The sequence below is a fragment of the Serratia sp. 506_PEND genome (assembly GCF_001076875.1).
Classification (GTDB): Bacteria; Pseudomonadota; Gammaproteobacteria; order Enterobacterales; family Enterobacteriaceae; genus Serratia; species Serratia marcescens.
In genome coordinates this window covers 19084-33005 of sequence record NZ_JVEL01000456.1, presented here as the reverse complement: position 1 = coordinate 33005, position 13922 = coordinate 19084, and the positions used below count along the sequence as shown (strand labels likewise).

The window sequence follows — 13922 nt, the reverse complement described above, 5'->3', positions numbered from 1 at the left end:
TCATGTGAGTGCATCGAATGTCGGCATATTCTAACGCTCAGAATCGTCCAGAAGAAATGGATTTGCCTATGAATGGCGCGCATCTTTGGGCTACACTGCTCGCGAAAACGTTGGCGGTTTGTTAACAGGCCGCTATCCATCCGTAGATTCAGGGATTGTGTCATGAAAACGTTAGGCGAATTTATCGTCGAGAAACAGCACGACTTCTCGCACGCCACCGGCGAGCTGACCGCGTTACTTTCTGCCATTAAACTGGGCGCCAAAATCATCCACCGCGACATCAACAAGGCCGGCCTGGTTGATATTCTGGGGACCAGCGGGGTGTCCAACGTACAGGGCGAAGTTCAGATGAAACTGGACCTGTACGCGAACGAAAAACTGAAAGCGGCGTTGAAAGCGCGTGGTGAAGTTGCGGGTATCGCTTCCGAAGAAGAAGATGAAATCGTGATATTCGACGGCGAGCGAGCTGAAAATGCCAAGTATGTCGTATTGATGGATCCGTTGGACGGTTCGTCCAACATCGATGTCAACGTCTCGGTCGGTACGATTTTCTCTATCTATCGTCGCATCACGCCGGTCGGCACGCCAGTGACCGAAGAAGACTTCCTGCAGCCGGGCAGCGCCCAGGTCGCAGCGGGTTACGTGGTTTACGGCTCGTCCACCATGCTGGTGTACACCACCGGTTACGGCGTCCACGCCTTCACGTACGATCCGTCTCTGGGCGTGTTCTGTCTCTCTCACGAGAAAGTGCGCTTCCCGGCGAGCGGCAACATGTATTCCATCAACGAAGGCAACTACATCAAGTTCCCTCTCGGCGTGAAGAAATACATCAAGTACTGCCAGGAGCAGGATGAAGCGACGCAGCGCCCTTACACCTCGCGCTACATCGGTTCTCTGGTGGCGGACTTCCACCGCAACCTGCTGAAAGGCGGCATCTACATCTACCCAAGCACCGCCAGCCACCCGCAAGGCAAGCTGCGCCTGCTGTACGAATGCAACCCGATGGCGTTCCTGGCCGAACAGGCCGGCGGCAAGGCCAGCGACGGCAAAAATCGCATTCTGGACATCACGCCGGTGAAACTGCACCAGCGCGCGCCATTCTTCGTCGGCACCAAGTCGATGGTGGAAGACGCAGAACGCTTCATCGCCGAAAACCCGGACGAGTAACGCGTTTCTGGCAAGGGTTCGGCGCCACGCCGAACCCTTATCGCCTTACAGCTTGAACGCCGCCATGCTCTGCGCCAGCAGCTGAGCCTGATCTTCCAGCGAGCGCGTCGCCGCCGCCGACTCTTCCACCAGCGCCGCATTCTGCTGCGCCACCTGATCCATCTGCGCCACCGCCAGGTTCACCTGTTCGATACCGCTGCTTTGTTCCCGCGTCGCCGCCGAGATCTCACGCATCAACGCCGTCACCCGGCCCACTTCACCGGTGATACCGCTCATGGTCTGCGCCGCCGACTCCACCATCTGCTCGCCTTCCTGCACCCGGTTCTGCGACGCTTCGATCAACCCTTTGATCTCTTTCGCCGACTGGGCGCTGCGCTGCGCCAGATTGCGCACTTCGCCGGCCACCACCGCGAAACCGCGGCCCTGTTCGCCGGCGCGCGCCGCTTCCACCGCTGCGTTCAACGCCAGGATATTGGTCTGGAAGGCGATGCCGTCCATCACGCTGATGATGTCGGCGATGCGGCGCGAGCTGTCGGTGATCGCCTGCATCTTGCTCATGACCTGACTGACCACGTCGCTGCCCTGGTTGGCGATATCGGACACGCTCAGCGCCAGCTGATTGGCCTGCTCGCAGTTCTCGGCGTTCATTTTCACCGTCGAAGTCAGCTGTTCCATGCTGGCGGCGGTCTCTTCCAGCGACGCGGCCGACTCTTCGGTACGCTGCGCCAGATGCAGGTTGCCGGCCGCCAGTTCGCGCGAACCGGTGTCGATCTGGCTGCTGGCGTCACGCACTTTGCTGACCGAACTGGCCAACGCCTGCTGCATGCGCTGCATCGCCCGCACCAGGCGGCCCATCTCGGTATCGCCCTCACCACGGATCTCATGGGTCAGATCGCCGCCGGCGATGTGTTCCAACTGCGCGATGGACTCGTCCAACGGGCGCAAAATGATCACGCGCAGCGCGAACCAGGCCAGCACCGCCAGCAGCACGCTGAGCAGGCCCGCCACCACGATCAGCGAGATCTTGGTGCTGGCGTTGTTTTCCGCGTCATACACCTGCTTTTCGCCGAGCTTCATGGCGAAGCTGCGGAAATCGCTGAGATCCTTTTCAAACGCGATGCTCAACGCAGAGATGCGGGTCTCCTGAATATGGTAATACTCATCGATTTTACCGGCCTTGATGGCGGCGGCCATCGGCTTCACGCCCTGCTCGAGGTAGGCGCGATAGCTGTTTTGCAGACGATTGGAGAGTTCGCGGCCGCGCTCGGTCACGGTGCCGACGCCGACAAAGCGCGCCATTTCCTTGTTCGACTGCTCGAGGTAGCCGTAAATGCGGCCCACGGTGGCGTCAGCGACATCGATCTGGCCGATCTCCCGTTGGCGCACCGCCAGCGAGGCGGCGGTGCGGGCGCGCAGCGTCAGGTTGGAGCTGTTGGCCAGCGAGCCCAGCTCTTCGCCGAGGATCTGGTTTAAGGTATGGATCGAGCGCGATCCTTCGTTAATCGCATTGACGCCAATAACGCTGACCATGATCAGCAGCATGGTCATCAGGCTCAGCAGGGCGATCAGCCCAGCCTTCACCGTAATCTTTTTTAGCATGAGTTCTTCCCGGCTTCAGAATAGTGAGATCAGACGTAGTAGGGGTGGCAAAACGCGGAGCCAGCTTTGCTGGCTCATTATTGTTTGTTGAAGTTATCGGCAGGCGGAGACAAAACTTCATGCCGCGGCGGGATTAATCTGGAAATTATCCCTGCGCCGGCACGCGGGGTTTTCGACGATGAAAAGGGCAGGAAATCGCAAAAGAGTCCGCTATAATAGCCGCCACTCCATTTCTGGTTTGATGATTAAAGGAAACCGACATGAGCTTGAATCTGGTCCCTGCTGGCAAAGACCTGCCGGAAGACATCTACGTAGTAATCGAAATCCCGGCCAACGCCGATCCAATCAAATACGAAATCGACAAAGAAACCGGCGCGCTGTTCGTTGACCGTTTCATGTCCACCGCGATGTTCTACCCGTGCAACTACGGCTACATCAACCACACTCTGTCTCTGGACGGTGATCCGGTTGACGTGCTGGTCCCAACCCCATACCCGCTGCAGCCGGGCTCCGTGATCCGCTGCCGTCCGGTTGGCGTGCTGAAGATGACCGACGAAGCCGGTGAAGACGCCAAGCTGGTTGCGGTACCGCACAGCAAGCTGACCAAAGAGTACGATCACGTGAAAGACGTGAACGACCTGCCGGAACTGCTGAAAGCCCAGATCGCTCACTTCTTCGAGCACTACAAAGATCTGGAAAAAGGCAAATGGGTGAAAGTGGAAGGCTGGGCAGACGCTGCCGCGGCTAAAGCGGAAATCATCGCCTCCTTCGAACGCGCTGCCAAGAAGTAATTTTCGCCGCCGTCCGATGAAAAAACACCGCTCATTGAGCGGTGTTTTTTTATTACTGATCTTCGAGGCGTTTCAGCCAGTCACCGCTGGTAATTCGCGGGTAACCGTCCACGCTGTGTTTATACAGGTAGATCCACGCACTCCCATAAGGCGTCTGAATCAGCTCGCGCTTATAGTCCTTGGTGTTGCTTTTCAGTTCGTCCAGCTCTGCCAGAATCGATGAGTTAATACGATACACTTCGCAATGTATCGTGCCCTCTCCAGGGATCGCCGCCGGGTAGTGGCCCAGATTATAAATCTGATAGCCTTCGAGCTCGTGCTCGCCGAGCCATTGGGCGTTGGTCATCCAATGGCTGTTTCCCTGTTTGCGCCGTAAACTGCCGTAGACAATTATTCGCATCGCTAAAACTCAAACTGATAGAGCAAATCTAATGCCTGGTCGAGACCAGACACCGCTTCAAGATACAACTTAGGCATCAGGCGATAACGCAACGTCAGCGTGGCCAGCGAGTCGAAAATGCCCACCCCATATTTTACTTGTAAGCCTGGGAGGACATAGCCGCTCACGACAACCTGGGAATTGTCGCCAACCCCTTGGGTGTCCAGAGCCAAATTACTCACGCCGAATGCCTCGCCGATTTTACCCACAAGTTGACCACTTTGTGCAACCCCCATGCCGATTAACATCGACGTCATGGCGTTGCCGTCGGCGCCGGAGCTGTTCAAACCCTGGCCGCGCAGCAGATAAGACAGAGCTTCCTGTTGCGATTTGGCCGGATCGGAGAACACTTCCAGCTTCGGCGCATCCGCCAGGCCGGTCACGCGCACGCCGGCGGTCACGTCGTCCTCGGTGGATTCCGGGTTGCGGATCGCTTCGATATTGAGCAGCGGCTGATCCGGCGGGCCGGAGAACATCAGCTGCCCTTTACGCACGATCAAATCCTGACCATAAGCATGGAAGCGACCGGAAGGGATGTCAATCTGGCCGTTGAGGCCCAGCCCTTTCTTGTCCTGCACCACTTTCAAATCGCCCTTCAAGCGGGCTTTCAGGCCAAAGGCGTCCAGCCGCACGTCGTTGCCGACGTGGATCATCAGGTTGCTGTTGATCGGGATCGAGGCGGTCTTCGGTTGAATCGGCTTCAGCTGATCGTCCAGCATGACTTCGTCGGAAGAGACGCCCACCGCGCTTTCCGGCAGCTCCTGCACCGTGATGCGCGCCCAGGGAATGTCGACCTTGCCATTGAGCGAGAACAGCTGCGGCGTGGCTTCGAACACCAGATCCGGCGATACGTCGATGCGGATCATCGGCGGCACCGTCACCCGCAGCTTGTCACCCTTGGCGGCAATGCGCGCGCGCCAGGCGTTGATGTCACGCCAGTCGGCATCGCCCGCCAGATTCAGCTGGCCGCGCGTGGTGCTGAGCAGCCCTTCCAGCGTCGAGGTCATGCCGTTGAAATTCACCGCCAGCCGCGCGTCGGTCATATCGAACGGCATCCAGTGCCCCTGCACCTTCGCCCGATCCAACGCCAGACGCCCGAACACCAGCGGCTTCTGCGCGCTGCCGCCCAGACGCAGGTTGGCGTTCAGCATGCCCGCCGCGCTTTCACCCTTCATCAGCGCCGGGTTGATCAGCGCCAGCGAGATGTTGGTGATATTGACGTTGCCGCTGATGGTGCGCCGCACCTGCGGATCCGCCACCTGGATATTGCCGTCGAACTGGCCGTTGTTGGTCAGTTTGATCCGCCAGTCGGCCTGCGCGCGGCCGTTGTTCAGGCCGGCGTTGAGGGTCAGCGCATCGAAGGCGATCGGCAACGCGTTGCCCTGCACCTGCTGCACCACCTTGACGCCGTTGCCGGCGAGCGTGACTTTCGCCTCCGGCAGCGCGCCGCCCGGCTTCCAGCTGACGTCGGCCCGGCCGGTGAACACGCCGCTCAGGGCGGTTTCCGGGCCAAGGAACGGCTTGATCATCGCCAGATCGAACCGGTTGAGCACCACGCTGGCCTGGCCGCTCTGGCCGGCTTCAATGGTCTTTGGCACGCACAGCTCGGCGTTCGGGTTCTGCCAACAGTGCGGCCCGACGCTGATTTTCTGCTCGGCGTTCAGGTAGTCCAGCGCGATGGCGCGCGTCAGGCGCCACTCCCCTACCGGCGTATCGAAGCGGGTATTGTTCAAATTGCCGCGCCAGCGCTGCTGCTGACGATCGAAGCTGCCCTGCAGCGCTAGCTGGCCGGAGACCGGTTTGCCGTCGATCTTCAACTGCAGTTGGTGCTGCTTCTCGCTGCCCTTGGCGTCGAGGGTCAGCAGGCTGACCTCCAGCGCGTCCTGCTTCAGCTGCTCGACACGTACCGCCAACTGCCCCTGAATCTGATCCGTGGAGCGCACGTCGCCGTCGATCTTCACGCGGTTGATGCGCAGCGCCTGCCACTGCAAGCCGGAAGCGGTCAAATCCGCCAGCAGCTGCGGCGCCTGAAGATTGCCGCGCAGTTTCAACAGCCCTTTGGCGGTGCCGCCGAGGCCCGGCAGCGCGCCGTCCAGACGCGGCGCGTCGATGTTGGCGTCCAGGTTCCAGCTCTTCTCGTCCAGCTGCCCTTTGACGTTCAACTGGTTGCGCCCCAGCGTCAGATCGATGCCGGGGATTTTCCACTGCCCGGCGGCGTTACCGCTCAGCGTGCCGCGCGCCGTGACCTTATTCTGCTTCACGTTGCCGTCCAGCTGCAGCACCGGCACCTGCAGCTGCCAGCTGCCGCCGTGCAGGCTGCCGCGCGTGGTGATCTTGCCATCCAGCTTCGCCGGCCATTCCGGCCACTGCTTGGCGGTATTGATGCCGCTCAGCGTCAATTGCGAGGTCCAACTGATGGCCTTGCTCCAGTCCACTAGCGCGGTGAGGTCGGTATTGCCCTGCAGCGCCGCCAGCCGCAGGCGCTCCAGCTTGAACTGCTCGACGTTGCCTTTGCCGTCCAGCGTCAGCACCGCCGGAGGCAGATCCTGGCCTTTCAGATTGGCGCGCGTCGACAGCGCGTAATCGGTCGCCTTGCCGTTAAAGCGCAGGCGGAAATCGTTGACCTGGTACTGCGCCTCGCCGCTCAGCGGCCATTTCAGCTGTTTGCTCTGCAGCGTCAGCGCCAGCGGCAGGCCGGCTTCGGCCAGCCGGGTTTGCACATCGAGCTGGGCGCCGACCGGGCCGGACAGGTTCAGCGCGACCTTCAGCTCGTCGCGCAACCCGCCGCCGATGTTCAGCTTCACCTTCTCGCCCTTCAGCGGGTCAATGTTCAACGCGCTGTTGGCGGTCAGCGCCACCGGCCAGTCGCCGGTCAGGGTCGCCTGCCCCTGCACCGACAGCGTGCCCTGCGGCGACTTCACGTCGAAATTGTCCAGCTGGATATGCTGATCCTGCGTACTGGCCTGCAGCAACAGGCTCGTGATCAGCACGTCGGTATCGCCGGTCAAGCGCAGCTGTTCGCCGCTGATCTCTTTCACGGTGATATCCAGCGGCAGGCGGATGTCCGGCAGATCCGGCAACAGCGGTTTGGCGAACAGTTCTTTCAGCGTTTCGCCGAGCGGCTTCTCTTCCGGCTGCGGCGCCGGTTTCGCCGCGTCGGTGACCTGCTCGCCGACCTTTTTCGCCACCTCGACCGCCGGTTGCACCGCTTCCGGCAACGGATTTTGCGGCGTTTTCGGCAAGGCGATCAGCAACGAGCCGAGCTTGGTCGGCATCAGCGTCAGCGCGCGCTCTTGCCACTGCGCGCCGGTGCGGAACTCGGCCAGAGAGATGGCGGTATCGTCGACGGTGACCTTGACGTTATTCAGCGCCAACAGGCGCAGGGTGATCGGATAAGGGGTGCTGAGATTGGTGGTCGGCTCACTGCTCTCCTCCACCGGCGCGGAGGGCGCCATCTCTTTGGTGTTCACCGCCACGTCCACGTCCTGAGCGGTCAAGGCGTTAACGCACAGCGAGCTGCGTTTAAAGCAGGAGAGATCGAGGGACAGATGGAACTGCCCGGCGTTGACCGTCACGCCCGGCATCTGATACTTCACGCCCTTCAGCGTCAGATCGCGCCAGCCGCCGCTGACGCCGGCGATCTCCAGCCCCGGCACCCAGCGCGCCGCGCCGTTGATGACCATATGCAAACCGGTGGTGGTCCCCACCAGGAAGGCCAGGCCGCCGATCAGCAACAGCAGGACGACCAGAAATCCGAGACAAATCTTTTTAACCAGGCTCATAGTTCAGGCCCCAAACCGATGTAGAACTGCATCCCGTGAGTGTCCTTGTCCCCCACGGGCGCGGCGATATCCAGCTTCACCGGCCCCACCGGCGACTGCCAGCGCACGCCTACGCCGGCGCCGGTCTTGAAGTTGCTCTGCTTGATATCGTTCACCGCTTCACCGGAATCGACGAACATCGCCCCCCACCATTTGCCGGTCACGTTGTATTGGTACTCCAGCGAGCCGGTCAGCATCTTGGAGGCGCCGGTCAGCTTGCCGTCGTCGCCGCGCGGCGAAATGTCTTTGTACTTGTAGCCGCGAATGCTGCGGTCACCGCCGGCGAAGAAACGCAGATCCGGCGGCACCTTGTCGAAGTCGTTGGTTTCGATCCAGCCCACCTGCCCGCGCGCCACGAAACGGTGCTTGTCGGCCAGGGTGCGGATCCAGACGTTCTGCGCCTGCATCAGCGCGAAGTCCACGCCGGAGCCCCAGGAGGTGTCGGATACGTCGATGGAATAGCGCTGGCTGTCGCCCCAGGTCGGCATCAGCCCGCCGCGCGAACGGGTGCGGTTGAAGCTGACGCCGGGGTACAGCAGCATGGTGGTATTGCTGACGTTGCCCTGGGTAAAGTTATCCCAGCGCCAGGTCAGGTTGATCGCCCGCTGCCAGCCGCTGGAGAGATCCCAGTTGCGCGAGGCCACCACTTTGGAGGTCACGGATTTGGTGTCGTTAAGATCGACGTTCTTGAGCCCACCCTGCAGCAGGTAATACTGCTCCAGCGGATTCTTCAGCAACGGGATCTTATAGGTCAGATCCAGCTGCTGCTCCGGCGCCGACACGCTGGCGCTGGTTTCCAGGCTATGCCCGCGATCGTTGAGCCAGGGCTTTTTCCAGGTGCCTTTCACCCGCGGGCCGACGTCGGTGGAATAACCGATACCGGTTTCGACGGTGTTGCGCGTGCGCGGCGTCACCAGCGCGTCCAACGGCAAAATCTTGTTCTCTTTGGCATCGTTGAAATCAGGGGACACCACCACCGAGTTAAACCAGTTGGTGGCGGACAAACGGCGATTCAGCTCGGCCAAATCCTCCGAACTGTAGTAATCCCCCTGATGAAAGGGCACCAGATTTTGCAGATAGTCTTCGCGAATTTGCGAACCGGTGAATTTCACCTTGCCGAAGCGGTAACGTTCGCCGCTGTTGAAATCGATATCCCAAAACGCCTTGTGCAGATCTTCGGCCACGCCGAGCTGGCTTTTGGTCATATCGGCGTCGAAGTAGCCTTTGCGCAGCGCCAGGCCGGTCAGCGAGCCTTTGAAACTGTCATACTTGCCGTGGTTGAGGATCTCGCCGATGGTCGGCCGCCCCTTCTTTACCAGCGTCAGGTAGTCCTCATCGGTCTTTGCGCCGCCCTCCAGCACGATGTTGGCGCCGGCGATGCGCACCGGCTCGCCCGGATTGACCTTGGCGTGCAACACCGGGCGCGACATCCCCGGCCGATCGTCCAGCGTAAACTCGATGGTCGGCTGGTAATAGCCGAGCGCGCGCAGCCCCTGGCGCACCGCCTCATCCACCCGCGCGCGGAAGCGGCCGTCGGTGCCAACCTCTTCAGGCGTGATCGACGACAGCCGCACCCGGACGTTTTTTTCCAACTCTCCGCTTAACCCCTCCACCTGCAGCCGCACGTTGGCCGCATAGGCTGCAGGTGCCGCAAGCAACACAGATATCAAGCACATGACCGGGTACTTTGGCACGTGTTCTCCTTATTGATTTTACTGTCCTGTTATGGTGTTCGCTCCGGGGCCAGGGCAGACTCCGCGCTATCATGACGGCAGCCCTCTTCAACCTTATTCCGGACGCCGCCCGCCGCGCTTTGCCACCGCCGCGCAACAGGCGAATTCTTCACTTTTGGCGCTCAAAATACTGCGTTAAGCTTATACAAAATCCAACTTGCCGCTTATTGTGGGCAAAGACGCGGTGAGATACAACCGAACCACCGCCATGTAGGGTCAATTCTTACTGTGACAACAGGAGTCAACCGTGGTGCCATTTTTTGATAAATCACAAACCGTCGATAAGGCAAGCGCGCTGCCTGGCCGCACCACGCCAATGCCTGTCGCAACGCTCAACGTGGTCACCGAGCACTCGATGACCCAGGTGCCGGCAGGCATGGACGTGGCGATCTTCGCCATGGGCTGTTTCTGGGGCGTTGAGCGTCTGTTCTGGCAACAGCCGGGCGTCTACAGCACCGCCGCCGGCTACAGCGGCGGCTATACGCCGAACCCGACCTACCGCGAAGTGTGCAGCGGCCAGACCGGCCACGCCGAAGTGGTGCGCGTGGTGTTCGATCCGCAGATCGTCAGCTACAAACAGCTGCTGCAGCTGTTCTGGGAAAATCACGATCCGGCGCAAGGCATGCGCCAGGGCGGCGACATCGGCACGCAGTACCGCTCGGCGATTTATACGCTGAGCCCAGAGCAGCAGGCCGAGGCGGAAAGCAGCCTGCAACGCTTCCAGCAGGCGATGGACGCGGCGGGCGACAAGCGCGTCATCACCACCGAGATCGCGCCGGCGCTGCCGTTCTATTACGCGGAAGACGATCACCAACAGTACTTGTACAAGAACCCGGAAGGGTACTGCGGTCTGGGCGGCATCGGCGTTTGCCTGCCGCCGCAGGGCTGATTTGATGCCGGCCGGCGGCACTTTTTTAACCGCTGGCGGCCCCTGTGGGGCAACTGCTATACTATGCGGGCCGCTTCTGCGGCCCGATAGCTTCCCTTCTGGTTGTTATCGCTGCTTTTTTTACTATGTACTACCCTTCCTCAAGAGCGCCGTCATCCCGTCGGCACGTATGGATAGATTATGTTAAACAGTATTTTACTGATTCTTTTTCTGATCGCGGTGAGTGCGTTCTTCTCACTGTCGGAAATCTCTCTGGCCGCCTCGCGCAAGATCAAACTGAAGCTGATGGCTGACGAAGGTAACGTCAACGCCGCCAGAGTGCTCAAGCTGCAAGAAACCCCTGGCATCTTCTTCACCGTGGTGCAGATCGGCCTGAACGCCGTAGCCATCCTCGGCGGTATCGTGGGCGACGCGGCTTTCTCTCCCACCTTCAAGGTGTTGTTCGATCGTTTCCTGTCGCCCGAATTGGCGGAACAGGTCAGCTTCATCTGCTCTTTCGTGCTGGTGACCAGCTTGTTTATCCTGTTCGCCGATTTGACGCCGAAGCGCATCGGTATGATTGCACCAGAGACGGTCGCCGTCCGGATCATCAACCCGATGCGTTTCTCCATCATGATCTTCCGCCCGCTGGTGTGGTTCTTCAACGGCATGGCCAACCTGATCTTCCGCATGTTCAAGCTGCCGATGGTGCGTAAGGACGACATCACCTCCGATGACATCTACGCGGTGGTGGAAGCCGGCGCCCTGGCGGGCGTGCTGCGCAAGCAGGAGCATGAGCTGATTGAAAACGTGTTCGAACTGGAATCGCGCACCGTGCCGTCTTCGATGACCTCGCGCGAAAGCGTGGTGTACTTCGATCTGCGCGAAAGCGAAGAGAGCATCAAGGAGAAGGTCTCGACCCATCCGCATTCCAAGTTCCTGGTGTGCGACGGCCATATCGATCAGGTGGTGGGTTACGTCGATTCCAAAGACCTGCTGAACCGCGTGCTGGGCAACCAGAGCCTGGTGCTGAGCAGCGGCGTGCAGATCCGCTCGGCGCTGATCGTGCCGGATACGCTGACGCTGTCCGAAGCGCTGGAAAGCTTCAAAACCGCCGGCGAAGACTTCGCGGTAATCCTCAATGAATATGCGTTGGTGGTGGGCATCATCACGCTTAACGACGTGATGACCACGCTGATGGGCGATCTGGTCGGCCAGGGCCAGGAAGAGCAGATCGTGGCGCGCGACGAAAGCTCATGGCTGATTGAAGGCGGCACGCCGATCGACGACGTGATGCGCGTGCTGGACATCGATGAGTTCCCTCAGGCGGGCAACTACGAGACCATCGGCGGCTTTATGATGTATATGCTGCGCAAGATCCCGAAACGCACCGACTTCGTCAAATACGCCGGCTACAAGTTCGAAGTGGTGGATATCGACAGCTACAAGATAGACCAGCTGCTGGTCACCCGACTGAGCGACAAACCGGCGGCGGTGCTGCCGAAAGCGCCGGACGACGCACCTGCGGCCTGACGGCGGTAAGACAAAAACATCAGCGGCCCCATCGGGGCCGCATTTTTTTACCGCTGTCAGCGAGGTGTTCACCCCATCTCGGTCTGCAACAGCAGCACCTGACGGTTCACTTCAGACATCACGCTGAAATGGCGCTTGTCGCGAATCTTCGGCGGCAGGATTTTCCCCTCGTCGAATTCAAATGCGCCCACGTCCTTGATATACAGCCTTCCGCGAAACAGGGTCTTAACGTACTTTGCCACTTTCAAAGGGTTATAACGCTGGAAGATTCTCATTCTTTTACGCTCCTCCCGTTGATCCATGCGCTCAGCGAGCCGCCAAAGGTGGCAGCCTCGAAATTCAGAACGCAACTTGATTGCATGTAGTAGACCCAGTAAAGACCAGAACGTTCACTTCTGCCCGGATTTCTACGCTGGATTTACACTTTTTGACAGAATTGTATATGATAATTTATAACGTTTTCAGGATATCCCTTCAAAATCTGATGATTAGCGAACCAAGGGAAAATCTGCGATCCGGTTAACAGGACAGACCTCTTATCACATCCTATGCTTTAGGCTGTCGAAGTGCTGTCGCACAAATTCCCCCCATTACAAGGAGAAAGCATGAAAACAAGTCGCATGCTGATGGTATCCCTGCTGCTCGCCCCGCTTTTCGCTTCCGCGCACAACTTCCAGCTCCAGCAGCGCGTGGCGCCGGTCGGCGTCAGCGACAAAGGAGAGCTCAATTACGCTGACGGTAATTTTAGCTACCAAAACTGGAACAGCGCGCAGCTCAGTGGAAAAGTGCGAGTGATACAACATATTGCCGGCCGCAGCTCCGCCAAAGACATGAACGACCCACTGATTGAAGCGATCAAGAAAGCGAAGCTACCACACGATCGTTACCAAACGACGACAATCGTCAACACCGACGATGCCCTGATGGGCACGGCGATGTTCGTGCGCAGCAGCATTGAAGACAGCAAGAAGGAGTTTCCATGGTCGCAGTTTATCGTCGACAGCGACGGCAACGTGCGCAAAGCCTGGGATCTGCAGCCGAAAGGCTCCGCCATCGTGGTGCTGGATAAGCAAGGGCGCATCCAGTTCGCCAAAGACGGCGCGCTGACGCCGGAAGAGGTGCAGCAGGTAATGTCCAAACTGCACCAGTTGTTGGCGAACTAACTCAGAACAGCGACACCCGAAAGCCGGGGTTGAGGAAAGATTCACGCGGGGTATAGAGCAATGGCTTACCCTGCCAATCGTGAATTTGCGCCCCGGCGGCCACCGCCACCGCATGCCCTGCGGCGGTATCCCAAATGTTGGTCGGCCCGAAGCGCGGATAGAGCTGCGCCTTGCCTTCCGCCACCAGACAGAACTTCAGCGAGGAACCGACTGACACGGTCTGGTGCTCGCCCAGCTGCTGCAAATAATCTTTCAGTTCGTCGTCGATATGCGAGCGGCTCACCACCACCAGCGGCGGATGCGCGTTGCTGACGCCGATCGCCTGCCGCACGCCCTTCTCTTCTTTCCAGGCCTTGCCGCGCTCCGCCAGATACAACACGTCGATCGCCGGGGCGTACACCACCCCCATCACCGCCTGCCCGTCTTCAATCAGGGCGATATTGACCGTGAACTCGCCGTTGCGGTGCAAAAACTCTTTGGTGCCATCCAGCGGATCGACCAGCCAGTAACGCGTCCAGCTGCGGCGCTCTTCCCACGCCGGCGGATCCTCTTCCGACAGCAGCGGCACCTCGGGCGTCAGCGCCGCCAGGCCGCGCTTGATGATGTGATGCGCCGCCAGATCGGCCGCCGTCACCGGTGAATCATCTTTTTTCTGTGCGACATCAAGCGGTTGTTCACCGTCGTACACCGCCATGATCGCCGCCCCCGCCTCGCGGGACAGTTGGCAAATTCGCTCTAACATCATGCACCTCAACTCCGCATCTCCGTGGGAAATTTCCCCCTGTCTCTGCTAGCAGACTAGTTTTTT

At 59.7% G+C, this 13922-nt stretch carries 11 protein-coding genes; 5 read left to right on the top strand and 6 right to left on the bottom strand.

Annotation, left to right across the window (positions count from 1 at the left end; translation table 11 throughout):
- Positions 1–162: 162 nt before the first annotated feature.
- Positions 163–1167 (top strand): class 1 fructose-bisphosphatase, encoded by a 1005-nt coding sequence (gene fbp / locus ADK28_RS17835; RefSeq protein ID WP_004933587.1) that lies wholly within the window; start codon positions 163–165, stop codon positions 1165–1167.
- A 45-nt stretch (positions 1168–1212) separates the two neighbouring features.
- On the opposite strand, the gene ADK28_RS17830 is transcribed toward fbp, so the two are convergent.
- On the bottom strand, positions 1213–2766 hold the full coding sequence (locus ADK28_RS17830; protein WP_016929339.1) for a methyl-accepting chemotaxis protein: 1554 nt from the start codon (positions 2764–2766) through the stop codon (positions 1213–1215).
- Between the two features lie 260 nt (positions 2767–3026).
- On the opposite strand from ADK28_RS17830, the gene ppa reads away from it, so the two are divergent.
- Entirely contained in the window at positions 3027–3557 is a 531-nt protein-coding gene (ppa, locus tag ADK28_RS17825; protein ID WP_004933594.1) for an inorganic diphosphatase, read from the top strand.
- A 52-nt stretch (positions 3558–3609) separates the two neighbouring features.
- On the opposite strand, the gene ADK28_RS17820 is transcribed toward ppa, so the two are convergent.
- The 3 genes from ADK28_RS17820 to tamA are packed head-to-tail and all read right to left on the bottom strand — an operon-like array spanning position 3610 to position 9493.
- Positions 3610–3957 (bottom strand): gamma-glutamylcyclotransferase family protein, encoded by a 348-nt coding sequence (locus ADK28_RS17820; protein WP_004933596.1) that lies wholly within the window; start codon positions 3955–3957, stop codon positions 3610–3612.
- A gap of 2 nt (positions 3958–3959) precedes the next feature.
- Complete coding sequence (gene tamB, locus ADK28_RS17815) at positions 3960–7778, bottom strand: autotransporter assembly complex protein TamB (protein WP_048796298.1); 3819 nt, start codon at positions 7776–7778, stop codon at positions 3960–3962.
- A complete protein-coding gene (gene tamA / locus ADK28_RS17810; RefSeq protein ID WP_249339672.1) occupies positions 7775–9493 on the bottom strand; it encodes an autotransporter assembly complex protein TamA in 1719 nt (572 codons plus the stop codon). The genes tamB and tamA overlap by 4 nt, the downstream gene beginning before the upstream one ends.
- A gap of 307 nt (positions 9494–9800) precedes the next feature.
- Between tamA and msrA the strand changes: the two genes are divergently transcribed.
- Both msrA and ADK28_RS17800 read left to right on the top strand, forming a co-directional pair.
- On the top strand, positions 9801–10439 hold the full coding sequence (gene msrA / locus ADK28_RS17805; protein WP_103086418.1) for a peptide-methionine (S)-S-oxide reductase MsrA: 639 nt from the start codon (positions 9801–9803) through the stop codon (positions 10437–10439).
- A 180-nt stretch (positions 10440–10619) separates the two neighbouring features.
- On the top strand, positions 10620–11951 hold the full coding sequence (locus tag ADK28_RS17800; protein WP_016929344.1) for a hemolysin family protein: 1332 nt from the start codon (positions 10620–10622) through the stop codon (positions 11949–11951).
- 68 nt (positions 11952–12019) lie between these two features.
- On the opposite strand, the gene ADK28_RS17795 is transcribed toward ADK28_RS17800, so the two are convergent.
- A complete protein-coding gene (locus ADK28_RS17795; RefSeq protein WP_004933604.1) occupies positions 12020–12226 on the bottom strand; it encodes a DUF1107 domain-containing protein in 207 nt (68 codons plus the stop codon).
- Positions 12227–12556: 330 nt separating this feature from the next.
- Between ADK28_RS17795 and ADK28_RS17790 the strand changes: the two genes are divergently transcribed.
- Positions 12557–13114 (top strand): YtfJ family protein, encoded by a 558-nt coding sequence (locus ADK28_RS17790; RefSeq protein WP_025159587.1) that lies wholly within the window; start codon positions 12557–12559, stop codon positions 13112–13114.
- 1 nt (position 13115) lies between these two features.
- Here ADK28_RS17790 and cysQ read toward each other — a convergent pair whose 3' ends face one another.
- A complete protein-coding gene (cysQ, locus tag ADK28_RS17785; RefSeq protein WP_004933611.1) occupies positions 13116–13856 on the bottom strand; it encodes a 3'(2'),5'-bisphosphate nucleotidase CysQ in 741 nt (246 codons plus the stop codon).
- Between the last annotated feature and the right edge of the window lie 66 nt (positions 13857–13922).

What these genes read in the sequence shown, in the direction of transcription:
- fbp (WP_004933587.1), top strand. Translation starts at nt 163, where the DNA reads ATGAAAACGTTAGGCGAATTTATCGTCGAGAAACAGCACGACTTCTCG.
- ADK28_RS17830 (WP_016929339.1), bottom strand. Translation starts at nt 2,766, where the DNA reads ATGCTAAAAAAGATTACGGTGAAGGCTGGGCTGATCGCCCTGCTGAGC.
- ppa (WP_004933594.1), top strand. Translation starts at nt 3,027, where the DNA reads ATGAGCTTGAATCTGGTCCCTGCTGGCAAAGACCTGCCGGAAGACATC.
- ADK28_RS17820 (WP_004933596.1), bottom strand. Translation starts at nt 3,957, where the DNA reads ATGCGAATAATTGTCTACGGCAGTTTACGGCGCAAACAGGGAAACAGC.
- tamB (WP_048796298.1), bottom strand. Translation starts at nt 7,778, where the DNA reads ATGAGCCTGGTTAAAAAGATTTGTCTCGGATTTCTGGTCGTCCTGCTG.
- tamA (WP_249339672.1), bottom strand. Translation starts at nt 9,493, where the DNA reads ATGTGCTTGATATCTGTGTTGCTTGCGGCACCTGCAGCCTATGCGGCC.
- ADK28_RS17800 (WP_016929344.1), top strand. Translation starts at nt 10,620, where the DNA reads ATGTTAAACAGTATTTTACTGATTCTTTTTCTGATCGCGGTGAGTGCG.
- ADK28_RS17795 (WP_004933604.1), bottom strand. Translation starts at nt 12,226, where the DNA reads ATGAGAATCTTCCAGCGTTATAACCCTTTGAAAGTGGCAAAGTACGTT.
- ADK28_RS17790 (WP_025159587.1), top strand. Translation starts at nt 12,557, where the DNA reads ATGAAAACAAGTCGCATGCTGATGGTATCCCTGCTGCTCGCCCCGCTT.
- cysQ (WP_004933611.1), bottom strand. Translation starts at nt 13,856, where the DNA reads ATGTTAGAGCGAATTTGCCAACTGTCCCGCGAGGCGGGGGCGGCGATC.